We start from the raw sequence: 22,134 nt of genomic DNA, 5'->3' as shown, positions 1-22,134 counted from the left end.
CCGTGCAGGCACCCGCCGCGCGGTCTTTTTTATTGCCGGCCTTTCAGATAGCGATAGCGTTCCGGGTTTGGGCCGAAGAGTTCCATCATCAACTCGTATTTGATGCGGTTAGCGCTGACCTGTCGGTAGAAGGCGATCAAAAAGGCGGTGGGGCCCTGAATGCGGCTGAGGCCGCTGGTGGCTGCGACCACAGTGCCGACATCTGTTTTTCCGTTCAGAACTAGATAACCGCCCAACATCAGAACGCCGACCGTTCCCGCGCCATTGATGACGCTCAGAAGAAACTTTGCCGATAGTTTCCACAGGAACATGCGGCGCCGGGTTTCAAAGATATCGTCGAACTGGGCGTCTATGTCACGGGCCACATCGTTGATATCTTCGATCGTCAGCTTGTCGGTGGCGTTGCGCAGAATGCGAACGCGCTCGGCCACGAAGATGTTCACCTTGCGCTGTGAGATCAGCACGATGATGATCTGCGGTACGATCATGGAAAAGGCGATCATGCCCAAGCCGGGCTGGGTTGACGAGATATAGCCGATCACGCTGATCAGCGTGCCGATCTGCACCACCGGGTCCGAGAACGCGCCACCGGCGAACTTGCCCAGCTCTTCAGCCTCGGCCGAGATGGCTGTGGTCATCGTGCCCTTGCGCACCGTCTCACCCGTTTCTCTTATGTCCGATGCACGGACCAGAAGCCGCTGGCGGATCATGCGGATCATGTCCTCGCCCAGAGTGCCTGCGCGAAAGCCCAGCAACCATTTCAGGGCGAGGCTCAGCAGGATGACCGACATCATGCCCGTGCCCAGATAGATCAGCCGTTCCGTGCTGATATTATCAGATGTGAGGTGGTTGATAATGTCCCGCTGAAACTCCAGCGGGACCGCGGCCAGACCCGCGATGGCGAGGGACAGGATAATAAGGATAATCTGCCGCCCGGCGCTGGCGCGCCAGATCGCTCGGTACAATTTGAACATATGCTCATCCGGGTCTTTGAACTTGCACCAGATTGGCAGCGCCAATGGCCTAGTTCAAACCGTGCCGGGCCGCTTGGCAGTTCAGCCGTGCCGGTTTGGCAACATGTTACGTCGTCAAAGTGACCGTGGCCCCGTCGGCCTGCATGTCTTCGGTAGCGCGATCAAAGCGCAGATAGGCAATCCCCTGTCCATTCGACTGGGTGAATAACGAGCCTGCCGGTTTGCCGCCGGATGTGATTTCCGTCCCGACAGGGGCCGCGCCTTCAACCCGGACTCTGCGCAACCCTTTGCGCAGTTCGATCTTGTGCTTCATCCGCGCGGTGACTTCCTGCCCGACATAGCAGCCCTTTTTGAAATCGACGCCGTGCAGCGCTTCGAACCCGGATTCGAGGATATAGCTGTCGGGCGTGAGTTCGATGCCGGTTTCGGGGATGCAGTGCTGCACACGGATGGCGTCCCAGTCGGTGCCGTCGTCGGTTTCAGCCTCGGGCGTATAGTCACGCCAGCCCATATCCGCGTGGCGCGGGTCGGGCAGGGCACCCTCGGGCGCCGGACCCGTGCCGCGTTGCAGGTTCAGGCCGCTGTTCTCGATCGCAACATCGGCGCGCAGTTTGTACATGCCCAGCCGTTTGACGAATCCGTCGGCGATGTCTTCAGAGACGTCCAACAGAACCGCGTCACCATCGCGCTTTAGAAAGAAATCCGCCAGGTACTTGCCCTGAGGGGTCAGCAACGCCGCATAAACCAGTCCAGTGTCCAGTCCGGCAATGTCATTAGTCACCAGCCCTTGCAGGAAGCTGTCGGTGTCCGAGCCGCTAAGGCGCAGAATACGGCGATTGGGCATCGGGTGGTCCTCGTCATTTCCCTTGGCCCCGTGATATAGGAGTTCCCGCCGCCATGACCAGAGGATATCCGCCTTGCCAGCACCGATCAGCATCGTCATCCCGACCCGGAACGCGGGCGAGGCTCTGTCGGAAACCTTGCCAGCGCTGATGGAGGGTCTGCACACCGGTCTGATCCGCGAGTTGATCGTCACCGATGGCGGCTCGACCGACCTGACCCTTGAAATCGCTGATGAGGCCGGGGCCGAGATCGTCACCGGTGCCCCGTCACGCGGCGGGCAGTTGCGGCGAGGCTGCGCGGCGGCCAAGGGGGATTGGCTGTTGGTTTTGCACGCCGATACAGTGCTGCAGGAGGGGTGGAGCAAAGAGGTGGGTGAACACCTTGCCACTGGCAAACCGGCGGCTTTTCGTTTGGCCTTCGGAGCAAAAGGGTTTTGGCCCGCTTGGGTGGCAGGTTGGGCCAATCTGCGCAGCCGGCTGTTTGGCCTGCCGTATGGCGATCAGGGGATTCTTCTGCCGCGCCATATGTACGAAAAGGCCGGAGGCTACCCCGATCAACCGCTAATGGAGGACGTGGCGTTGGCACGCGCCGTGCCCCGCATTACTTTGTTGACGACACGCGCGGTTACGAGTGCGGACCGCTATGTACAGGTGGGGTGGCTGCGTCGGGGTGCGCGGAATCTGTGGACTCTGACCCGGTATTTTCTTGGGGCCGATCCGGAGCAGTTGGCGCAGGCGTATCGGCGGTAAGGGTCGTTCGCAGCTCGACCACGGATTTACCCAGACGGAACGGCGCGGCAAAGCTGACCAGACACAGGGCAATGATCTGCAGCACCAGAATATGGGCGTTGGCCTGAAGATACTCCCACTCGTCTTTCAGCTTGCCGACCTGTTCGACCAGATCATCATAGCTTTGGGCCAGGATCAGGTAGTCCCCGGCAATCGCGGGCACCTTGCGGCGCATACTGTCGATGGCGGTCTGAGTTTTGTCGTCCAGCGTGGTGAAGACCAGAAACTGGTCGATATTGAACGCGTCTGCCTTGGCTGCCATCTGGTCTATCTCGTCCTTTTCCTGCCGCCCGAACAGGAAATGCAGCCCTTGCAACGGGGCGACCTCATTGGTCACGGCGATGAACAAGGGCAGGTCGGCATTGCTGGCGGTTGAGGCGGACAGGAACTCGACCCTGTCACACAATACAGCGGTGTCCGGGTCATAGGCCGGATCGCAGAACCGCAACCTGAACCGAGCAGCGTCGCGGTCAAAAGCCAGCGTGGCCGCATAGGCCACGTCGATCTGCCGGTCCAATCGCGAGCTGTCTGAGGTGTAAAGACCGGCTAGAACCGCCACCAGCGCCCCGATACCACCCAGAACGACCCAGACCAGATCCGCCAGTTTCCACGCCCGGTGCCCTGCCGGCTTGCGAAACAGAAACGCGGTGCCAATCGATCCGATCAGAAAGAAAAGGATCAGCAGCGGCAACTGGTTTTCGGTTACAAAAGTCATGACCCCAAAGTGACCACCTGCCAGCGTGCTGGCAACACTCCTCACGCGCAGTTGTTCCGTTTTCGCTTAAGAGCCTGAGCTTTGACCGAATTTCCGGAACAGCTTGGTGCGGTCAAAGGCTTGTTCAAGCTCGGCGGTGCGGTCCTTGACCGAGTTCCACAGGCGTTCCTGCACCTCGGCGATTACGCATTCCATCAGGACCATGAGCGCCGCCATCGAATCCCACGCCGATGGGACAGCGATGCGTGCGGCAAAGGTATGTTTGGCCAGTCTGTGAATGGGGGAACGCCATTGATCGGTGAACAGGACTATCTCGGCCTGACGCTCCTGACAGAGTTGCCCGATCAGCATGGTCGAATTCTCATAGCGCCGCACATCCAGCGCGATGAGCACGTCATCCTTGCGAACATCCAGCAAATCATGGGTCCAAGATGCCGCAAAGGGCAGCATCCGCACATCGGGGCGGATCATCTGCATGTGCAGATAGAGGTACTGGGCCAGCGCGCCGGTGATGCGGCCTCCGGTAATGAAAATACGCCGGTTGGGATCACAGAGCAGAGTACAGAAACGGTCAAACTCTGCCGGGTCGACCTCATCAATAGTGCGTTTCTGGTTGGCCAACGCCTGCTGGGAATAGCGGTTCAGGATATGCCCCTCGGGCAGATCGTTCTGCCAGACATCGCGCTTGGCTGCGGGTCCCGAGATCATCTCCTTGACCTCACCCCGCAGGGCCGTCTGAAACTGCGGATAGCCACCAAACCCGGTCTTTTGCAGCATCCGAGCGACGGTTGTGGTCGAGACCGAGGCCGCGCTGGCCAGTTCGGTAATGCTGCCAAGACCGGCCATAGGGTAGTCATCCAGCAGGACGCTTATCAGTTGCCTTTCAGACGGGGTCATTTCGTCTCGATGGGCCAGCAGCCTGTCTGTTACCCGCACCTGTGGGTCCTCCTGCGTCAGAAATGGCGGTCTGTGCAGAATTTTTCAGCACAACCTGCTCCGTTTAAATTTGTACAGGAAAAATATTGACAGGTGAATGCATCGTGTGGAAATTTTTCCACAAACTACTTTCACGGAATCGCAGGGCAGCACATTGGACTTCGGAACAGTTGTTCATACAGACGCAGTGGATGGCGCACCTTCGGTGTTGCTAGTGTGCGAGCACGCCTCGAACCGTATTCCAGCGTTTTTGGGGGACATGGGTCTGACGGCTGAGGCGCGGGAAAGCCACATCGCTTGGGACCCCGGCGCTTTGGCTGTCGCGCAGCAGATGGCAGGATTGATGTCCGCGCCGTTAGTTCGCGGCGGCATCTCCCGTCTGGTCTACGACTGTAACCGCCCGCCCGAAGCCGCAGGCGCCATGCCGGTCAAAAGTGAACACTATGACATTCCCGCGAATGCCCGGATGACGCTGAAGGAGCGTCAAACACGGGTCGAGAATATCTATCTTCCCTTCACGCAGGCTGTGTCGGGACAAATTGAGCAACACTGCCCGTCGTTGAACCTGTTGGTGACGGTGCACAGTTTCACCCCAGTCTACCATGGCCTCCAACGTTCGGTTGAGCTGGGCATCCTGCACGGTCGCGACGACCGCTTTGCCTTGGCGATGATGGGGGCGGTTCCCACGCAGCCATCTTTTGAGACGCGTCTGAACGAACCGTATTCCGCCAAAGATGGGGTGGCCCACACGTTGGATGTGCAGGCTTATCCAAATGGATTGCTGAACGTCATGATCGAGATTCGAAATGATCTGATCGGAATGCCACAGCAGCAGCAGGCCATGGCTGAACACCTGGCGCTGTGGATCGACCGCACTCTTGCCGGGTTTGGCGAAGGGGGTGCTGTGTGATCAAGGCGATGGCGTCATATGTACGGGTAGTTGATGCGATCAACTACCGGATTGGCCGGGTGATGATGTGGGGGCTGTTCGTGATGATGGGGATCCTGTTGTGGTCCTCGATCTCGAAAACGTTTTTTCTGCCATCGCGTTGGACGCTGGAAATGGCGCAGTTTGCGATGGTGACCTATTACATCGTCGGCGGACCATATTCGATCCAGCTGGGCTCGAACGTGCGGATGGACCTGTTCTATCACAACTGGAGCCCGCTTAAGAAAGCATGGTTCGACGCCTTCACCGTGCTGTTGCTGATCCTGTACCTGAGTGTGCTGCTCTATGGCGGGCTGGGATCGACAGCGTACAGTCTTGGCTATTGGGGGGATGAGCCGGTCTCATATTTCGTAGGTCTGGTGACCGGCAGTGAAGAGATCGGACGTCTGGAGCGGTCCTCGACCGCGTGGCGACCTTACATCTGGCCGATCAAGGCCATCATGGTGTTCGGCTTTTTCCTGATGTTGCTGCAGGCTATTTCGGAATTCTTCAAAGACATAGCCCGGATCAACGGGCAGGAAATCGGGGTGAGCCGGGCATGAGCCAGGAATTTATCGCCATCTTCATGTTCGCGCTAATGATGCTGATGCTGTTCACCGGCCAGCGCGTCTTTGGCGCGATCGGTGCGGTTGCCACTATCGCCGCGTTGGCGCTGTGGGGAACGGGCGGGCAGGATATCACGTTCTCGGCCGCAATGAAGCTGATGAAGTGGTACCCGCTACTGACGCTGCCGATGTTCATTTTCATGGGCTACGTGCTGAGTGAAAGCCGTCTGGCTGATGATCTTTATCGCATGTTCCACGTGTGGATGGGGCCGGTGAATGGTGGCTTGGCGATTGGTACCATCGGGCTGATGGTGCTGGTTTCGGCCATGAACGGCCTGAGCGTTGCCGGGATGGCCATCGGTGCAACCATCGCGCTGCCGGAACTTCTGCGGCGTGGTTATGACAAGACGATGGTGACCGGGGTCATTCAGGCGGGATCAAGTCTCGGTATTCTCGTGCCGCCGTCTGTAGTGCTTGTACTTTATGCGATGATCGCGCGGCAGCCAGTCGGGCAGTTGTGGTTGGCAGGTATCCTGCCGGGTCTGCTGATGGCAGGTCTCTTCATCCTTTATATCTGGATTCGCTGCCGCATTCAGCCGGAACTCGGCCCTGCAATGGAAGACGCCCACGAGGTGCCGTGGTCCGAGAAAATCCGGTTGCTGGGGGCCGGGGCGCTACCGCTGATCATCTTTGCTGCTATGATGGTGCCGTTTGTGAACGGTTGGACCTCGCTGGTGGAAAGCTCGGCCATAGGGGCGCTGACGGCATTGGTCGTCTCAGTGCTCAAACGCCGGATGACGTGGAAGATATTCGAGGATTGCACGAAGCAGACGCTGGCGATCTCCTGCATGTTCATGTGGATCATCCTCGCCGCGCTGGGCTTTGGTGCCGTGTTCGACGGATTGGGCGCGGTGAAGGCCATCGAGAACCTGTTCACCGAACAACTGGGCCTGTCGCCCTGGATGATCCTGGTGCTGATGCAGCTCAGCTTTATTGTCATGGGCACCTTTCTGGATGACACCGCGATGCTGGTGATCGTGGCGCCGCTTTATGTGCCCTTGGTTGGTGCGCTGGGTTTTGACCTGATCTGGTACGGGGTGCTGTATACGATCACCACGCAGATCGCCTATATGACGCCGCCTTTCGGCTACAACCTGTTCCTGATGCGCGCGATGGCACCGCCAGAGATCGGGCTGAAGGACATCTACCAATCGATCATTCCGTTTGTCGGTGTGATGGTGCTGGCCCTGATTATTATAATGGCATTTCCGGAAATCGCGCTTTGGCTGCCCGGTTATGTTTATGGGAATTAACAAGAATGCCCGCAGAATGGGCACGCAAACTTCAACGGAGAGGAAATTGACATGACGACAAGACGTAAGTTTCTGAAGACCGCCGGGGTGGGCGTCGCCGCCGCACCGCTGGCCACGCCCGCGCTGGCGCAAGGCACGATAACATGGCGGATGCAGACCTATGCAGGGCCCGCGCTGGCCGAACACGTAATCGATCCGGCGATCAAGATGTTCAACCAGATCGCTGGCGACCGGATGCAGATCGAGCTGTTCTATTCCGACCAGCTGGTCCCGACCGGAGAGCTGTTCCGCGCCATGCAGAAAGGCACGATCGATGCTGTACAGTCGGACGATGACTCGATGGCCTCGCCCACCGAAGTTACCGTTTTCGGTGGATACTTCCCCTTTGCCTCGCGCTATTCGCTGGACGTGCCGGTCCTGTTCAACCAGTGGGGCCTGAACGAGATCTGGGACGAGGAATACTCGAAGGTCGGCGTGAAACACATCAGCGCCGGTGCTTGGGACCCATGCCACTTTGCCACCAAGGACCCGATCAACAGCCTCGCGGACCTGCAGGGTAAGCGCGTCTTTACCTTCCCGACGGCGGGCCGGTTCCTGTCGCAATTCGGCGTCGTGCCCGTCACCCTGCCGTGGGAAGACATCGAGGTCGCGGTGCAAACGGGCGAGTTGGACGGTATCGCATGGTCGGGCATCACCGAGGATTACACCGTTGGGTGGGCTGATGTGACAAATTACTTCCTGACCAACAACATCTCGGGTGCCTGGGCAGGTCACTTCTTTGCCAATATGGACCGCTGGAACGAATTGCCCGAGGACCTGCAGACCCTGTTCAAGGTTTGCTGCGACCAGTCGCACTACTATCGTCAGTGGTGGTATTGGGGCGGAGAGGCCAATCTTCGTGTGAACGGCACCAAGATGCAGCTGACCACCATCCCGGACGAGGAATGGGCAACGGTCGAGGAAGCTGCGGTCAAGTTCTGGGATGAAATCGCTGCCGAGTCCGAAACCAAGGCGAAGGTTGTGGATATCTTCAAGCGCTATAATGCCGAAATGCTCAAGGCCGGACGGCCCTATCGCTATAGCTAAATGACGCAATTCCGGCGCGTTAGCGGTACCACGCGCCGGAATTGGACCACAGGAAACGATACTGCGAATGTTAGCATCCGTTCAAAAGCAGACAATAAAACACCGGGCGCCCGACTGTGCGACCCGGGCCAGCGGAGTGTGAACAGATGGCTATCGCAGGGTTCTTGATCGAGATTTTCGCAGCAACGATGTTGCTGCTGTTTGCCGTGCGGTTGGTGCGCACGGGGATCGAACGGCGTTTTGGTGCACTGTTTCAGTCGATCTTGACGCGCCACTCGAACACTTTTGTTGCAGGCGGAGCTGGCATGGTTCTGGCTACGATCCTGCAAAGCTCGGCCGCAGTAACAGTTCTGCTGACCGGATTTGCCGCGGCGGGGATGGTGAGCTTTGGCCTTGCGCTGGCCGGGGTGCTAGGCGCCGATCTGGGTGCGGCCCTTGTCATTCAGGTGCTGTCTTACGATCTGGGGTGGCTGCAACCGGTGCTGCTGGCGCTGGGCGGGTGGCTCTACCTCAAGTCCGACAGGGCCAATGTGCGGCTGATCGGGCGGATCGTTCTGGGCATCGCCTTCATTCTGGTTTCACTGCAGTTTCTGCGCGATGCGGTCGATCCGATCCGGGAAAGCGCCTTTTTGCCAGCCATCGCAGGGTATCTGGAAAGCGATTACTTCAGCGCCTTCATCGTGGGTGCGGTCCTGGCTTTTGTCATGCATAGCTCGGTCGCGACGATCCTGATGTGTGTGACGCTGGTCCAGATCGGAGCCATCCCTTTTGCCGCTGGGCTCTCGCTGGTGCTGGGCGCTAACCTGGGTTCGGCCTTTATTCCGATCTGGCTGACGCGTGACATGACCATCACGGCTCGGCGCATCCCGTGGGCCAACCTGCTTCTGCGGGGCAGCGCGGCGCTGCTGATGCTGATCGCGGTCAACGTCAGCGGCGCGCATGAGGCGTTGATGATTGCCGGGGCAGGGCAGTCGCTGATCCTGGCCCATATCGGGTTCAACCTGACTGTTTTTGTGCTGGCCACCGGTTTTGTGAATTGGATGGAACGCCCGATGGCCTTGCTGCTGCCGGAATCGAAAGTCGAGGCAAACGCGATGGATCAGTTCACGGACGCGCTCAGCCCGCTGGGTGATCCCAGCGCATCCCGTGCAAGCGTCGCGATGTCTTCGGTCCGGCATGAACTGTTGCAGATGGTCACGCAGGTCGAACGCATGTTTCGCCCAGTGTTGGATATCTATGAACAGGACGACAGCGACGCCATCTCGGCCCTGTGGCAGCAGGATGAGAGGGTGAACGCGCAACTCACCGAAATCCGCCGCTTTGTCGCGCGCATGCCGCGCCAGAACATGAGCAAGGCGCAGATCAAGGCGGCGCGCGGTCTGGTGGAATACGCGATCCGGCTTGAGGCGGCAGGCGACGTGGTTTCGAACCGCATGACCCGCACGGCGCAGATTAAACACACCGAGCGTACCGAGTTTTCGACGCAGGGCTGGAAGGAACTGAAGGATCTGCACGCGGCCATTCTGGAGAGCTTCTCTCTGGCCCGCCACGTGCTGCTGGTCGATGACATGGACTGCGCCCGCCGGTTGGTGTTGGACAAGGCCGAGGTCAAACGGATGTCGCGCCAAAGCCGCAAGGCACATCTGAAACGGCTTGAGCGGGGGCAGACCGAGAGCTTCCAGTCCAGCGATCTACATCTTGAAACGCTGCGTGCCATGCGCGAGCTGCACGGACATGTCGCCGCGGTAGCCTATCCGATCCTCTACAAGAGCGGGCAGGTTCTGGAGACGCGTCTGGTGATGGAAATGGAAAAGAACGCGGCCGACGATTAAGGGCCGTGAAAGGGAGCACGAGACCGAGGTCTCGGAGGGTGACAAAGGAAGAACGGGATGGGCAAAGAAGGGCGTTTGGACGACCTGAAAGTCAAGGTTGACGCAGGCGAGGTGGATACCGTGCTGGTCTGCATGGTCGACATGCAGGGGCGTTTGATGGGTAAACGGTTCCACGCCGGACATTTCGTGGCGGGCGCTTGGCAAGAAACCCATTGCTGCAATTACCTGCTGGCCACCGATCTTGAGATGGCAACCCCGGACGGCTATGCGGCGACCAGCTGGGAGCGGGGCTATGGTGACTATGTCATGAAGCCGGACCTCAGTACTCTGCGCCCGTTGCCGTGGCTGGAAGGCACCGCGATGGTGATGTGTGACGTGTTGGACCATCACACACACAAAGAAGTGCCCCATGCGCCGCGCTCGATCCTGAAGAAGCAGGTCAGCCGCTTGAAGGCCATGGGCTATGACGCGATGTGCGCGACCGAGCTGGAGTTTTTTCTGTTCGAGAAGAGCTTTGACCAGATCCGCAAGGAAGGCTTCCGTGATCTGGAGCCGATCTCGGGTTACAATGAAGACTATCACATCCTGCAGACCACCAAGGAAGAGCATGTGATGCGCCCGATACGCAATCATCTGTGGAATGCGGGTATTCCGGTTGAAAACTCAAAGGGTGAGGCCGAAACCGGGCAGGAAGAGCTGAACATAAAATACGCTGGTGCGATGGAGACGGCCGAGTACCACTCGATCGCCAAGAACGCGGTGAAGGAGATCGCCTGGCAGCATGGCCACGCAGCGACCTTCCTGCCGAAATGGCATCATGACAAGGTGGGCAGTTCCTCGCACGTGCACCAGTCGCTGTGGGCGGACGGCAAGCCTGCGTTCTATAACGCAGAGGATGAGCTGGGCATGTCGGCTGTTATGAAAAGCTATATGGCGGGCCTGCTGAAATACGCTGCCGACTACACCTATTTCATGGCGCCCTACATCAACAGCTACAAGCGGTTCATGAAGGGCACCTTCGCGCCAACGCGGATCATTTGGTCGGTGGACAACCGCACCGCAGGGTTCCGCCTGTGCGGGGATGGGACCAAGGCGGTCCGGGTCGAGTGCCGGATTCCCGGATCGGACATGAACCCCTATCTTGCTATGGCCGGGATGCTGGCTGCAGGGATTGCCGGCATCGAAGAGGGGCTGGAATTGCAACCACCAACCACGGGTGATGTCTATCAGGGCGACACGGGCATGATCCCCGGCAACCTGCGCGCGGCACGGGAGGCGCTGCTTAGCTCGGCGATGTTGCGGGCTGCGATGGGCGATGAGGTTGTCGATCACTACGCACGGGCGGCAGAGGTCGAGATCGAGGAGTTCGAGCGTGTGGTGACGGATTGGGAAATCGCTCGCGGGTTCGAGCGGGCTTAGAGGGCTGGCTGGGGGCTCTGCCCCCAGACCCCCGAGATATTTTTGGCCAGATGAAGCAGGGGATCCTGTTTCCTTCGGAAATGGAGTGGATATGGGGCAGATATTGAAATGTGTCTCACCGATTGATGGATCGGTTTTTGCGGAGCGGGAGGTGTTGTCTCGGGACGCGGCGTTTGAGGTTGCAAGCCGGGCGCGTGCGGCGCAGTCGGTTTGGGCGGCGCGGCCATTGCAGGAGAGAATTGATCTTGTGATGGCGGGCGTGGCCGCAGTGGGAGCGATGAACGACGAGATCGTCCCCGAACTGGCGCATATGATGGGCCGCCCGATACGCTATGGCGGAGAGTTCGGCGGGTTCAACGAGCGCGCCAGCCATATGGCTGAGATTGCCGAGGCTTCGCTGGTCGATATCGCGGTGGGCGAGGATGAGACATTCAAGCGCTATATCAAGCGCATCCCTCATGGGGTTGTGTTTGTGGTGGCGCCTTGGAATTACCCCTACATGACCGCGATCAACACGGTGGCTCCGGCGCTGATTGCTGGCAATACGGTGATCCTGAAACACGCCACGCAAACCCTGCTGGTGGGCGAGCGGATGGCGCAAGCCTTCCATTCGGCAGGTGTGCCAGAGGACGTGTTCCAGAACGTGTTCCTGAGCCACGACGTGACCAATGACCTGATCGCAGGCAATGCGTTCGATTTCGTGAACTTCACCGGATCGGTCGGCGGCGGTCAGGCGATGGAGCGCGCTGCGGCAGGCACCTTTACCGGCGTTGGGACCGAGTTGGGCGGCAAGGACCCCGGCTATGTGATGGATGACGCCGATCTGGACGCCGCCGTGGATACGCTGATCGACGGGGCCATGTTCAACTCGGGTCAGTGCTGCTGCGGGATCGAGCGGATTTACGTTCACGAAAGCCTCTATGACGATTTCGTCACCAAGGCAGTTGAAGTCGTGAAGGGGTACAAACTGGGCAACCCTCTGGACGCTGAGACGACGATCGGCCCGATGGCCAATGTTCGGTTTGCCGACGAGGTGCGTGCGCAGATTGCCGAGGCTGTCGTAGCCGGAGCAGTGTCCCATATCGAGACATTCCCAGAGGATGATGGCGGTGCTTACCTGACGCCGCAGATCCTGACCAATGTGACCCATGAAATGCGTGTGATGCGGGATGAGAGCTTTGGTCCGGTCGTGGGCATCATGAAAGTGTCCTCGGACGAGGAAGCCATCGCGTTGATGAATGACAGCGAGTTTGGTCTGACCGCAAGCCTTTGGACCCGTGATGTGGACCGTGCCGCGCGGGTAGGTGATCAGGTCGAGACCGGCACCGTGTTTATGAACCGCGCCGACTACCTTGACCCCGGTCTCTGCTGGACCGGTTGCAAGAACACCGGGCGCGGCGGCGGTTTGTCCGTCATCGGCTATCACAACCTGACACGTCCCAAATCCTACCACCTGAAAAAGGTCACGGGCTAAGGACACTGGCCTGCCCTGGACAGACCCCCTCGCCAGAGCAGGCCTAAAACTACAAAGGAAACCTGACATGTCACTCGTTGGAAACTGGTCCTACCCGACCGCGATCAAGTTTGGTGCTGGCCGTATCAAGGAACTGCCCGAAGCCTGCGCAGCAGCCGGGATGAAGCGTCCCTTGTTGGTCACTGACAAAGGCCTGGCCGATCTGCCGATCACTACCGCGACACTGGACATCATGGAAGCCGCCGGTCTGGGCCGGGGATTGTTCAGCGACGTGGACCCGAACCCGAATGAAAAGAACCTCGATGCGGGTGTCGCGGCCTATAAGGCTGGCGGCCACGATGGGGTGATCGCGTTCGGTGGCGGCTCGGGGCTGGATTTGGGCAAGATGGTTGCTTTCATGGCCGGTCAGACGCGCCCCGTCTGGGATTTCGAGGATATCGGCGATTGGTGGACCCGAGCGGACGCCGATGCCATCGCCTCGATTATCGCGGTGCCGACCACCGCCGGCACCGGGTCAGAGGTGGGCCGCGCCAGCGTCATCACCAATTCCGAAACGCATGCAAAGAAGATCATATTCCACCCCAAGGTGTTGCCGACCGTGGTGATTTGCGATCCGGAACTGACAGTGGGGATGCCCAAATTCATTACGGCAGGTACCGGTCTGGATGCGTTCGCGCACTGTGTCGAAGCGTTCTCCAGCCCTCATTACCATCCAATGAGCCAGGGTATCGCGCTGGAGGGGATGCGTCTTGTCATGGAGTACCTGCCGCGTGCATATGCAGACGGAACTGACATCGAAGCGCGCGCTCAGATGATGAGCGCGGCGGCAATGGGCGCGACCGCGTTCCAGAAAGGTCTCGGCGCGATCCACGCGATGAGCCACCCCGTCGGTGCGCATTTCAATACCCATCACGGCACCACAAACGCGGTCTGTATGCCCTCGGTGCTGGATTTCAACGCCCCCGCCATCGCGGACCGGTTCCAGTCCGCAGCCGCCTATCTGAACATCAACGGCGGCTTCGACGGCTTCCGCGCCTTTGTGCAAGGGTTCAACGACTCGCTCGGCATCCCGCGCAAACTGTCCGATCTGGGCGTGACCGAGGCATCAATCCCCGAACTGGTCAAAGGCGCGATCATCGACCCGTCCTGCGGCGGCAACCCGATCGAACTGACCGAAGACAACCTCACCACGCTGTTCAAAGCCGCACTGTAACAGGCTTGCCGAACGTATCCCTCACCTCTCATACTGATCGGAGGTGAGGGAGATTTTCATGACCAAAGAGATTGTACTGATCCACGGGGCCTTTGCCGGGCCGTGGTGTATGGAAGATTACGCACGCTTCTTCCGCGACCGCGGCTGGACGGTGCACACACCGGCGCTGCGCTATCATGGCGGCGATCCCAAGGCCGAACCCGATCCCGGCCTGACCGATACCAGCGTCATGGATTACGCCAATGACATCGCGGAATTCGTGCAGGGGCTTGACAGCAAACCCGTTCTTCTCGGCCATGCCATTGCGGCGGTGGTGGCGCAGCAAGTGGCCTCGCGTGGGTTGACCCGCGCCATTGTTCTGATCAACCCGAACGCCGCATGGGGGACGTTGCCGGAAACCGATGACGAACGCGCTATTCCCCGCGCGCTGATGGAGGGTGGGGCGTTCTGGAAACAGCCCATGCGGGTCGAGTTCGACCTGATGGCCCCCTTTGCGCTGAACAAGATGCCTGAGGCACAGCAGCACGCGGTGTTTGACCGCCTCGGCGCCGAAAGCGGGCGGGTGATGTTCGAGATGTTCTTCTGGATGTTCGACGACCACCACGCGATGAAGGTCGACATCGACAAGGTCGACTGCCCGGTTCTGGTCGTCTCGGGCACCGAGGACCGGGCCGTGAACCCCAACACCTGCCGTGCATTGGCCGATCTGTACGGAGACCGCGCGACCTTCATGCCCGTCGAAAATCACGCGCATTTCCTGTTCATGGAGCCCGGCTGGGAAAAACAGGCCGCGCAGATCGCAGACTGGCTGGATCAGAAGGTGGGCTAGGGCGCCCACCCCAAACGGTCAGTTGTTGGTCGAAAATGTACTCTGCGGTTTCCATTTCAGGGTGCCGTCACTGTCGCGATGACAGCGCAGCAGGCGTTCTTGCACCGTACTGACCGTGCTGGTGACGGTGTTGTCGCCGACCAGCAGAACAAAGGCGTCCTCGGAATAGGTCAGGCCCTTGTAGTAACAGAACCGGGACTCGGCACCGTCAGGTATCGGCGATGCAAGGCTGAGCGTCTGCTGCGCAGGGGCTTGCGTGGCCAGCAGGGCAAAGGCCAGCCCGAGGGTTAGTGTTTTCATGTCGTCCTCCCGTTCGAAATCAGTGTTCGTAAAAAATTGGTCTTGGACGCTCGGAACCTCAAATGTCGTTCTTGGATGACGGATTGAGGGTAAGTGTGAACGGGATCAAAGGGTTAGGCAAGGGGGAGCCCTTTTCGTTCTTCGGTGCAACTGTCGTGTTGATAAAGTACGTTGACCGCATTCAATGAAGACACTTGCGCCAACGAATGTTAATCAAGTTCATAGTCTTCCTGTTCATCCTCGTAAACTTCTCCCCCCGCATATTCTACCCGTTTAACAAAATCATCAATTCCAAGTATCTTATGGTAATATTCTGCGTCTGTTGTGCTGAACGTAAATTGACCTGAATAAACACTAGAAAAGAATTTTTTGTAGTCTGATAAAATCATTAAGTCTCACACGTAACCATAGATTGTTTGAGGGCCTTGCATATTGAGGTACTTTTTTGAGACTGAGTTGGCTAAATTTTGGAAATCCGATACCGTTATGACGCCAAAATCGCTCAGTTCATTAACTAATTCTGAAATGTCAACGCCTTTTGGGAGCGGGTCTAATTTTATACTTTGTGACTGTGTAACTTTTTTTGCGATCTCGTGTAGAGAAGTCGTCGAAAGGCGGTCTGCCCCTATTTGTTCAATGTCTTCAGATATTTTAAGTTTGTAGTCATCGGCTTCTTCCGCGATCGACGACAATTCTCGGTCGACTAGTTCCAGTGCTCCAGAAATTATGTTCAATCTCCGCTGTAGTGGTTCTGGCAAAGATATCCGGCTTTTATAATTCTGTTTGTGTTCTATTTCTGCCCAAGTATGCTCTAGCGCCGTTCTCACTTGAACTTCAAAGGGAAGTTCGCATATTTCACTATACTCAGGAAGTTTAATTCTGTGACTGCCGAGTCGGCACACTAGGTGTAGTGACCGATAGCCAACTAAATCGACTTTTTCGGGATTTCGTTTGTTGATAGAGTTCGTATTATCAATTTCAAAGCAGTTTCTAAGAATCTTCTCAACTTTTTCAATATCAGATTCAAGATATACGTTCAGCCGAAATGCGACAATGTCAGTCATCTCCGAAACTGGATTGGTATACCCTTTTCTCTTAATTTTGGATAACGCACTATCCTTGTCTTTTAATCTCGATTGGATGGGGAGGAGTGTTACACCAGATTTTGATATTTCGCTGGTAATAATACCGAATACAGTGGTGCGTAATCTATCATACACCTTTTCATTGGACACTAAATAGTTCTCAAATTCTTTTAAGGAACTAATGCTAGAGATTTTGTTCAAACATCCAACTCCTCAACAAACCGCGCGTTCTCCTGAATGTACTGGAACCGCAGTTCGGGTTTTTTGCCCATCAGGCGCTCGACCAGGTCGCCGGTCTCGCCGGGTTCGTCCTCGTCGATGGTGACCCGGATCAATTTCCGGGACGCGGGGTCCATCGTGGTCTCTTTGAGGTCCTTGGCGTCCATCTCACCCAGACCCTTGAAGCGGGAGACGTCGATCTTGCCCTTGCCGCCCAGACCTTTCTCCAGCCACGCGTCGCGCTCGGCCTCGTCCAGACAATAGACGCGCTTGGCACCTTGGGTCAGGCGATACAGCGGCGGGCAGGCGAGGTACAGGTGGCCCGCGTCGATCATCGGCCGCATCTGGGTAAAGAAGAACGTCATCAGCAGCGAGGCGATATGCGCCCCGTCCACATCCGCGTCGGTCATGATGATGACCTTGTCATAGCGCAGATCGTCGACGTTGAACTTGGTGCCAAGCCCGACACCCAGCGCCTGCGTCAGGTCATTGATCTCGGCATTGGTGCCCAGTTTCGAACTGGCCGCGCCCAGCACGTTCAGGATCTTACCACGCAGGGGCAGCAGGGCCTGTGTCTTGCGGTCGCGGCCCATCTTGGCGGAGCCGCCCGCAGAATCGCCCTCGACGATGAATAATTCCGTGCCGTCGCGTGTTGAACTAGAGCAGTCCACCAGCTTGCCGGGAAGACGAAGTTTCTTAGTGGCGGACTTGCGTTGTGTTTCCTTCTCGGCCCGACGGCGCAGACGTTCCTCGGCCCTCAGGATGAGGAAGTCGAGGATCGCGCCGGCGGATTTCGTGTCTGCGGCCAGCCAGTTGTCAAAATGGTCGCGGACCGAGTTTTCCACCAGCCGTTGGGCCTCGACCGTGGCCAGACGGTCCTTGGTCTGACCGACGAATTCCGGTTCGCTGATGAAGCACGACACCAGAGCACAGCCGCCGGTGATCAGATCATCGCGGGTAATCTGACCGGCTTTCTTGTTATTGATCAGCTCGCCATAGGCCTTGATCCCCTTGAGGACCGCAGCCCAGAAGCCCGCCACATGGGTTCCGCCTTCAGGCGTGGGGACGGTGTTACAGTAGGACTGGATGAACCCATCACGCGAGGGCGTCCAGTTGATCGCCCATTCGACCTTGCCCGGCGTTCTGAATTTCTCATTGAAATCCACCGTGCCGGCGAAGGGCTGCTCGGCATAAGTGGAAGAGCCGTTCATCGTCTCCTTCAGGTAATCCGACAGGCCGCCGGGGAAGTGAAAGCTGGCCTCGGTCGGGGTTTCGCCGTCGTCGATGTGGGATTTCCAGCGGATTTCAACACCCGAAAACAGGTAAGCCTTGGAGCGGATGGATTTGAACAGGCGCGCAGGTTTGAAGCGGTGATGGCCAAAGATTTCCTCGTCCGCGTGGAAGGTCACTGTAGTGCCGCGCCGGTTGGGGGCCGCGCCGATTTTCTCGACCGGACCCAAAGGAACGCCGCGCGAGAAGCGTTGTTCGAACAGCGTCTTGTCGCGCGCCACCTGCACGACCATGGAATCCGACAGAGCGTTGACCACGGATGCACCCACGCCGTGCAGACCGCCCGAGGTCTGGTACGCCTTGCCCGAGAACTTGCCGCCCGCGTGCAGGGTGCACAGGATGACCTCAAGCGCCGATTTGTCAGGGAACTTCGGATGCGGATCGATCGGAATGCCGCGCCCGTTGTCGCGCACGGTCAGGGCGTAATCGGCGTGCAGCTCGACCTCGATCCGGTTGGCATGTCCAGCGACGGCCTCGTCCATCGAGTTGTCGAGGATTTCGGCCACCATATGGTGCAACGCGCGCTCATCGGTGCCGCCGATATACATACCAGGGCGTTTTCGGACCGGCTCCAGCCCTTCAAGCACCTCGATCGAGGAGGCGTCATAGGTGGTGGTCGCGCTGGGCGTCAACAGATCGTCGGGCATCGGTGCTGCTCTTGTTTTTAGGTTGGGTCCCATTATGGCAGGTGATGTGGTCCGGGGGAAGAGGGGCGCGAGGTGTTGTGGGCATTTGGCTGTGCTGAACGCGCGAAACATACCGCCCCGTGTCTGTGATTACAGGAATAACGGTGCTGACTTGCGTGGGCTTATTGAGGTTTTTCAGCGGTCAGGCGCACACCGCCGATGCGCCGCTGCTGCACGTCGTCGACAAATTTCGCGTACATTTTTAGGAAGTCACCCCCCTTGGAGGGATTGCCCGCGCGTTCGGCCTCGGCATCCAGAGTTTGATACATGCTGAGCCGCCGCGCCAGAATATCTCCCCACGGCCCGGTAATGTCGTCGGCTGACACAATCTCGAATCCAGCTTGCCGGAGCAGGGATTCGTATTCAGGAATGCTCAGCAGCGACTGGCAAGCAAAGCGCTGGCGGTATTGTTCCATCTCATCTTCTGGCAAAGGCGTATGCATCACCCAATCGGTGAAGGCAAAACGACCGCCAGGGCGCAGAACACGAAACACCTCGTGCAGGGCTTTCGATTTGTCGGGGATGTGCAAGAAAGATTCCTGGCTGACCGCAGCGTCGAACTGCGCATCGTCAAGGGGCATATCCATCGCACTGGCCAGAACAGGGCGAATCCGATCCTGCAGCCCGACCAGCGTATTCAGCTCTTGCGCGCCTTCGACTCGGTTGGGGCTGATGTCGACACCAGTCACCTGAACGCCGCGCTCGGACGCGTACCAGCGCGCAGGGCCGCACAGCCCGGCGCAGACATCCAGAACACTGTCCCCTGCGTTCATCCGGGCCTTGTCGGCTAGCCGGGCGTTCGCCTCGAGCCCGTCATAGTGATCCTGATCATAAGGGTAGAGTTCCTTAGGGTTAATACCATCCAGCGAACCGCGGATGTCCTTTAACTTTGTCAGAATATGCGGTGCAGAAATCGGGTGATTGGCATACCAGTCCGCGACCGTTTTTTCCGCCATTTCCATCGGATACTCCCCCTTGCCTTACGTCAGCTTAGCCTGACATGGTTGACCAATCCAGTTTCGTCTTGTCGATTGTCGGGGCGACACTGGAGTGGGGATGGAGCGACAAAAAGAAGGGAAACTGTATGAGCTGGATCAAGACTGTTCCGTTCAACCAGGCCAACGGCAAGCTGCGGAAGCTTTACGAACGGGTCACGGGGCCGGGCAACAACGTTGATAACATCATGATGGCACATTCCCTGCGGCCGCATTCGATGGAAGGCCACATGTCGCTTTACAAGAACGTGCTTCATCATTCCGCCAACAAGGTTCCCAAGTGGTTTCTTGAGGTTCTGGGCGTTTGGGTCAGTTCGTTGAACCAGTGCGGGTATTGTGTTGAGCATCATTTCAGCGGTCTTCAACGGTTGTTGAAAGACCCGGATCGGGGTCATGCTATCCGCACCGCGATCGAGGCGGGGTCTCTGAGCGCCGCTCCGTTGGATGAGGCGCAGATCGCGGCGATGAATTATGCACGCAAGCTTACCGAAGCTCCGGCGGAAATGGTTAAGGCGGATGTTCAGGCCCTGCGGGATGCTGGCTGGGATGACGGCGAGATTCTCGAGATCAATCAGGTCTGTGCTTACTTCGCCTATGCGAACCGGACGGTTCTGGGATTGGGCTGCTCGACTGACGGAGACATTCTGGGCCTGTCGCCGAGTAACTCGGACGACCCCGAGGATTGGGGGCATTCGTAAGCGGTTAGTCCGCGAGCCAGTCCAGAATGGCCTGTGCAACGGCCTTCGGTTTCTGATGATGCAGCCAGTGGTCGGTGCCTGGGATTACGACGCGGGTCAGGTCGGGTGCGAATTCTTCCAAACCCGCAGTGGCCTCGGGCAGCAGAGCTTTGTCGTCAGGCCCCCACAGCAGCAGGTGCGGACAACGGACCATCAGGCGGTCCAGCGGTAAATCGGGCAGATCGGTGCGGGGCTCTCCGGGTATGGCGACGACCAGAGGCGAGGCGCGGTACCAGTTCAGCATCGCCTCAAGCCGACCGGGCCGGGCCCATTCGGAGCGATAGTCCTGCATACGTTCCTCCGACAGCCAATCGACGCCCATGCCAAAGCGAAAGAACTGTTCGAGTCGCGCGAAATTGTCAGCCGAGAAGTGTGACGCAGCATCTGGCGCGCGCAGGACGTTGATATATTGCGACGCCTCGGATTGCGCGCCACCGGCTGCCATGGCGCGTTGAAACGGCCCCGGGTGGACGCCGTTTGCGATGATCAGGTGGCTGACCAGCTCCGGGTGGAACATGGCCAGACCATAGGCCACTGAGGCACCCCAATCGTGCCCCAAGATGCAGGTCGGTGCTTCGAACTGTTCAATCAGCGCCGCCACGTCCGAGACCAGTCGCGACAGTGCATAATGGCCAACCCCGTCCGGACACCAGCTTTGCCCATAGCCGCGCTGGTCCGGTGCGATGCAATGAAAATGGTTGGCCAGATGTAGGGCCAGATCGCTCCAGGCCCCGCCATATTCGGGAAAGCCGTGCAACATCACCAAAGGCGGCAGGTCGGGTTCGCCCCAGCGCCGCAGAAAGAAGGACTGGCCGTTCAGGTCGATGATGTCGGTGTTCATTGCAACCTTCCTCTTTCTCCTCGAATTGATGGGTTTTTCGCGCATCAATTTGACGCCAATCAAAGCGAATAACAGCGTCTTCTGCTAGTCGTGTCCGCGGATAGTGAAAAAAGGAAAGACTGAATGGAAGCTGTTGTAAAAATCGAAGAAACACAATCCCCCGTCAAAATCTCGCCAACATCGAAAACCGCGCCTTCTCAGCCCAGCCCCGAGAAAATTCGGCAGGCGTTTGAAAGTGGCAAATACCCCTATGGCCGCAAGATGGCGCGCAAATCCTATGAGGCGCAAAAGGCCGAACTGCAAGCTGAATTACTGAAGGTTCAGTTGTGGGCGCAGGAATCCGGTCAGCGATTTGTGCTGCTGTTCGAAGGTCGAGACGCGGCCGGCAAGGGCGGCACAATCAAACGTTTCATGGAGCACCTGAACCCGCGTCAGGCGCGCGTTGTGGCCCTGAACAAGCCGACCTGGGAGGAAAAGGGTCAGTGGTACTATCAGCGCTATGTTCAGGAACTTCCGACGGTTGGCGAAATGGTGTTCTACGACCGGTCCTGGTACAACCGCGCAGGTGTTGAGCGCGTCATGGGGTTCTGCTCGCCAAACGAATACCTTGAGTTCATGCGTCAGACGCCGGATCTTGAGCGGATGTTGGTCCGTTCGGGCATTCAGCTTTACAAATACTGGTTCTCTGTCACGCAGTCCGAGCAACAGCGCCGGTTCAAAAGCCGTGAGACTGATCCGCTGAAACAGTGGAAACTGTCGCCGATTGACAAGGCCAGCCTCGACAAGTGGGATGATTATACCGAGGCGAAAGAGGCTATGTTCTTCTACACGGACACTGCGGACGCGCCCTGGACAATCGTAAAATCGAACGACAAGAAACGCGCTCGTCTGAATTGTATGCGCCATTTCCTGTCGACGCTGGACTACCCGGACAAGGATCACGGTATCGTGGGGCAACCCGATCCTCTGATCGTAGGGCAGGCCCATCACGTGATCCATCGATCCGAGCATATTCTGGGCAATACCCTGCACCCGGAAACGTAGTGACCGGTTAGGCCGACTGTT

General features: G+C 58.2%; 20 protein-coding genes and 1 pseudogene. 12 read left to right on the top strand and 9 right to left on the bottom strand.

Features of this window, described 5'->3' with window-relative positions:
• Positions 1–29: 29 nt before the first annotated feature.
• The gene (locus ACR0IM_RS05680; RefSeq protein ID WP_480681118.1) at positions 30–974 is read right to left on the bottom strand and encodes an ABC transporter transmembrane domain-containing protein; all 945 of its coding nucleotides are present in this window, start codon (positions 972–974) and stop codon (positions 30–32) included.
• Positions 975–1,080: 106 nt separating this feature from the next.
• Complete coding sequence (gene ygfZ, locus ACR0IM_RS05675; protein ID WP_480681444.1) at positions 1,081–1,818, bottom strand: CAF17-like 4Fe-4S cluster assembly/insertion protein YgfZ; 738 nt, start codon at positions 1,816–1,818, stop codon at positions 1,081–1,083.
• A 73-nt stretch (positions 1,819–1,891) separates the two neighbouring features.
• Between ygfZ and ACR0IM_RS05670 the strand changes: the two genes are divergently transcribed.
• The gene (locus ACR0IM_RS05670) at positions 1,892–2,566 is read left to right on the top strand and encodes a TIGR04283 family arsenosugar biosynthesis glycosyltransferase (protein WP_480681117.1); all 675 of its coding nucleotides are present in this window, start codon (positions 1,892–1,894) and stop codon (positions 2,564–2,566) included.
• 7 nt (positions 2,567–2,573) lie between these two features.
• On the opposite strand, the pseudogene ACR0IM_RS05665 reads toward ACR0IM_RS05670, so the two are convergent.
• A pseudogene (locus tag ACR0IM_RS05665) lies at positions 2,574–3,320 on the bottom strand (hypothetical protein); the annotation flags it as partial.
• A gap of 66 nt (positions 3,321–3,386) precedes the next feature.
• Positions 3,387–4,256 carry a MurR/RpiR family transcriptional regulator gene (locus ACR0IM_RS05660; RefSeq protein ID WP_480593247.1) on the bottom strand — a complete coding sequence of 290 codons (870 nt, stop codon included), beginning with the start codon at positions 4,254–4,256 and terminating at the stop codon, positions 3,387–3,389.
• A gap of 154 nt (positions 4,257–4,410) precedes the next feature.
• On the opposite strand from ACR0IM_RS05660, the gene ACR0IM_RS05655 reads away from it, so the two are divergent.
• The 9 genes from ACR0IM_RS05655 (at position 4,411) to ACR0IM_RS05615 (ending at position 14,916) form a co-directional block, all read left to right on the top strand.
• Entirely contained in the window at positions 4,411–5,166 is a 756-nt protein-coding gene (locus tag ACR0IM_RS05655) for an N-formylglutamate amidohydrolase (protein WP_480681115.1), read from the top strand.
• Positions 5,163–5,747 (top strand): TRAP transporter small permease subunit, encoded by a 585-nt coding sequence (locus ACR0IM_RS05650; protein ID WP_480681113.1) that lies wholly within the window; start codon positions 5,163–5,165, stop codon positions 5,745–5,747. The genes ACR0IM_RS05655 and ACR0IM_RS05650 overlap by 4 nt, the downstream gene beginning before the upstream one ends.
• Positions 5,744–7,063, top strand: a complete 1,320-nt coding sequence (locus ACR0IM_RS05645; protein ID WP_480593254.1) for a TRAP transporter large permease — start codon at positions 5,744–5,746, stop codon at positions 7,061–7,063. Before ACR0IM_RS05650 ends, ACR0IM_RS05645 begins: the two co-directional genes overlap by 4 nt.
• A gap of 51 nt (positions 7,064–7,114) precedes the next feature.
• Positions 7,115–8,149 (top strand): TRAP transporter substrate-binding protein, encoded by a 1,035-nt coding sequence (locus tag ACR0IM_RS05640; protein ID WP_480593256.1) that lies wholly within the window; start codon positions 7,115–7,117, stop codon positions 8,147–8,149.
• 146 nt (positions 8,150–8,295) lie between these two features.
• Positions 8,296–9,981 carry a Na/Pi cotransporter family protein gene (locus tag ACR0IM_RS05635; RefSeq protein ID WP_480640806.1) on the top strand — a complete coding sequence of 562 codons (1,686 nt, stop codon included), beginning with the start codon at positions 8,296–8,298 and terminating at the stop codon, positions 9,979–9,981.
• Positions 9,982–10,038: 57 nt separating this feature from the next.
• Positions 10,039–11,400 carry a glutamine synthetase family protein gene (locus ACR0IM_RS05630; protein WP_480681112.1) on the top strand — a complete coding sequence of 454 codons (1,362 nt, stop codon included), beginning with the start codon at positions 10,039–10,041 and terminating at the stop codon, positions 11,398–11,400.
• A gap of 91 nt (positions 11,401–11,491) precedes the next feature.
• A complete protein-coding gene (locus tag ACR0IM_RS05625) occupies positions 11,492–12,874 on the top strand; it encodes an aldehyde dehydrogenase family protein (protein WP_480681111.1) in 1,383 nt (460 codons plus the stop codon).
• A 67-nt stretch (positions 12,875–12,941) separates the two neighbouring features.
• The gene (locus tag ACR0IM_RS05620) at positions 12,942–14,087 is read left to right on the top strand and encodes an iron-containing alcohol dehydrogenase (RefSeq protein WP_480681109.1); all 1,146 of its coding nucleotides are present in this window, start codon (positions 12,942–12,944) and stop codon (positions 14,085–14,087) included.
• A 58-nt stretch (positions 14,088–14,145) separates the two neighbouring features.
• On the top strand, positions 14,146–14,916 hold the full coding sequence (locus tag ACR0IM_RS05615; protein ID WP_480681107.1) for an alpha/beta hydrolase: 771 nt from the start codon (positions 14,146–14,148) through the stop codon (positions 14,914–14,916).
• 18 nt (positions 14,917–14,934) lie between these two features.
• Here ACR0IM_RS05615 and ACR0IM_RS05610 read toward each other — a convergent pair whose 3' ends face one another.
• The 4 genes from ACR0IM_RS05610 to ACR0IM_RS05595 all read right to left on the bottom strand — a co-directional run bounded on the left by ACR0IM_RS05610 (position 14,935) and on the right by ACR0IM_RS05595 (position 19,452).
• Complete coding sequence (locus ACR0IM_RS05610; protein WP_480681106.1) at positions 14,935–15,216, bottom strand: hypothetical protein; 282 nt, start codon at positions 15,214–15,216, stop codon at positions 14,935–14,937.
• A gap of 395 nt (positions 15,217–15,611) precedes the next feature.
• Positions 15,612–16,502: a GTP pyrophosphokinase gene (locus ACR0IM_RS05605; protein WP_480681104.1), complete on the bottom strand. Its 891-nt coding sequence runs from the start codon at positions 16,500–16,502 to the stop codon at positions 15,612–15,614.
• The gene (gene parE, locus ACR0IM_RS05600) at positions 16,499–18,457 is read right to left on the bottom strand and encodes a DNA topoisomerase IV subunit B (RefSeq protein ID WP_480595584.1); all 1,959 of its coding nucleotides are present in this window, start codon (positions 18,455–18,457) and stop codon (positions 16,499–16,501) included. Before parE ends, ACR0IM_RS05605 begins: the two co-directional genes overlap by 4 nt.
• A 161-nt stretch (positions 18,458–18,618) precedes the next feature.
• The gene (locus tag ACR0IM_RS05595) at positions 18,619–19,452 is read right to left on the bottom strand and encodes a class I SAM-dependent methyltransferase (RefSeq protein WP_480681103.1); all 834 of its coding nucleotides are present in this window, start codon (positions 19,450–19,452) and stop codon (positions 18,619–18,621) included.
• Positions 19,453–19,580: 128 nt separating this feature from the next.
• Between ACR0IM_RS05595 and ACR0IM_RS05590 the strand changes: the two genes are divergently transcribed.
• Positions 19,581–20,189 carry a carboxymuconolactone decarboxylase family protein gene (locus tag ACR0IM_RS05590; protein ID WP_480595582.1) on the top strand — a complete coding sequence of 203 codons (609 nt, stop codon included), beginning with the start codon at positions 19,581–19,583 and terminating at the stop codon, positions 20,187–20,189.
• Between the two features lie 4 nt (positions 20,190–20,193).
• Here the strand turns inward: ACR0IM_RS05590 and ACR0IM_RS05585 are convergent, their stop codons facing one another.
• Complete coding sequence (locus ACR0IM_RS05585; protein ID WP_480681102.1) at positions 20,194–21,069, bottom strand: alpha/beta fold hydrolase; 876 nt, start codon at positions 21,067–21,069, stop codon at positions 20,194–20,196.
• Between the two features lie 123 nt (positions 21,070–21,192).
• On the opposite strand from ACR0IM_RS05585, the gene ppk2 reads away from it, so the two are divergent.
• Entirely contained in the window at positions 21,193–22,113 is a 921-nt protein-coding gene (gene ppk2 / locus ACR0IM_RS05580; protein WP_480595580.1) for a polyphosphate kinase 2, read from the top strand.
• Positions 22,114–22,134 lie beyond the last annotated feature (21 nt).

It is taken from the genome of Ruegeria sp. BF6, from assembly GCF_056538665.1.
Note: the sequence above shows the minus strand (reverse complement) of the source record. Positions and strands in the feature narration are given on the sequence as shown.

Coding starts and splice junctions, on each gene's coding strand:
- parE (WP_480595584.1), bottom strand. CDS start 18,457: ATGCCCGACGATCTGTTGACGCCCAGCGCGACCACCACCTATGACGCC.
- ACR0IM_RS05595 (WP_480681103.1), bottom strand. CDS start 19,452: ATGGCGGAAAAAACGGTCGCGGACTGGTATGCCAATCACCCGATTTCT.
- ACR0IM_RS05625 (WP_480681111.1), top strand. CDS start 11,492: ATGGGGCAGATATTGAAATGTGTCTCACCGATTGATGGATCGGTTTTT.
- ppk2 (WP_480595580.1), top strand. CDS start 21,193: ATGGAAGCTGTTGTAAAAATCGAAGAAACACAATCCCCCGTCAAAATC.
- ACR0IM_RS05635 (WP_480640806.1), top strand. CDS start 8,296: ATGGCTATCGCAGGGTTCTTGATCGAGATTTTCGCAGCAACGATGTTG.
- ACR0IM_RS05615 (WP_480681107.1), top strand. CDS start 14,146: ATGACCAAAGAGATTGTACTGATCCACGGGGCCTTTGCCGGGCCGTGG.
- ACR0IM_RS05645 (WP_480593254.1), top strand. CDS start 5,744: ATGAGCCAGGAATTTATCGCCATCTTCATGTTCGCGCTAATGATGCTG.
- ACR0IM_RS05610 (WP_480681106.1), bottom strand. CDS start 15,216: ATGAAAACACTAACCCTCGGGCTGGCCTTTGCCCTGCTGGCCACGCAA.
- ACR0IM_RS05585 (WP_480681102.1), bottom strand. CDS start 21,069: ATGAACACCGACATCATCGACCTGAACGGCCAGTCCTTCTTTCTGCGG.
- ACR0IM_RS05590 (WP_480595582.1), top strand. CDS start 19,581: ATGAGCTGGATCAAGACTGTTCCGTTCAACCAGGCCAACGGCAAGCTG.
- ygfZ (WP_480681444.1), bottom strand. CDS start 1,818: ATGCCCAATCGCCGTATTCTGCGCCTTAGCGGCTCGGACACCGACAGC.
- ACR0IM_RS05680 (WP_480681118.1), bottom strand. CDS start 974: ATGTTCAAATTGTACCGAGCGATCTGGCGCGCCAGCGCCGGGCGGCAG.
- ACR0IM_RS05640 (WP_480593256.1), top strand. CDS start 7,115: ATGACGACAAGACGTAAGTTTCTGAAGACCGCCGGGGTGGGCGTCGCC.
- ACR0IM_RS05630 (WP_480681112.1), top strand. CDS start 10,039: ATGGGCAAAGAAGGGCGTTTGGACGACCTGAAAGTCAAGGTTGACGCA.
- ACR0IM_RS05620 (WP_480681109.1), top strand. CDS start 12,942: ATGTCACTCGTTGGAAACTGGTCCTACCCGACCGCGATCAAGTTTGGT.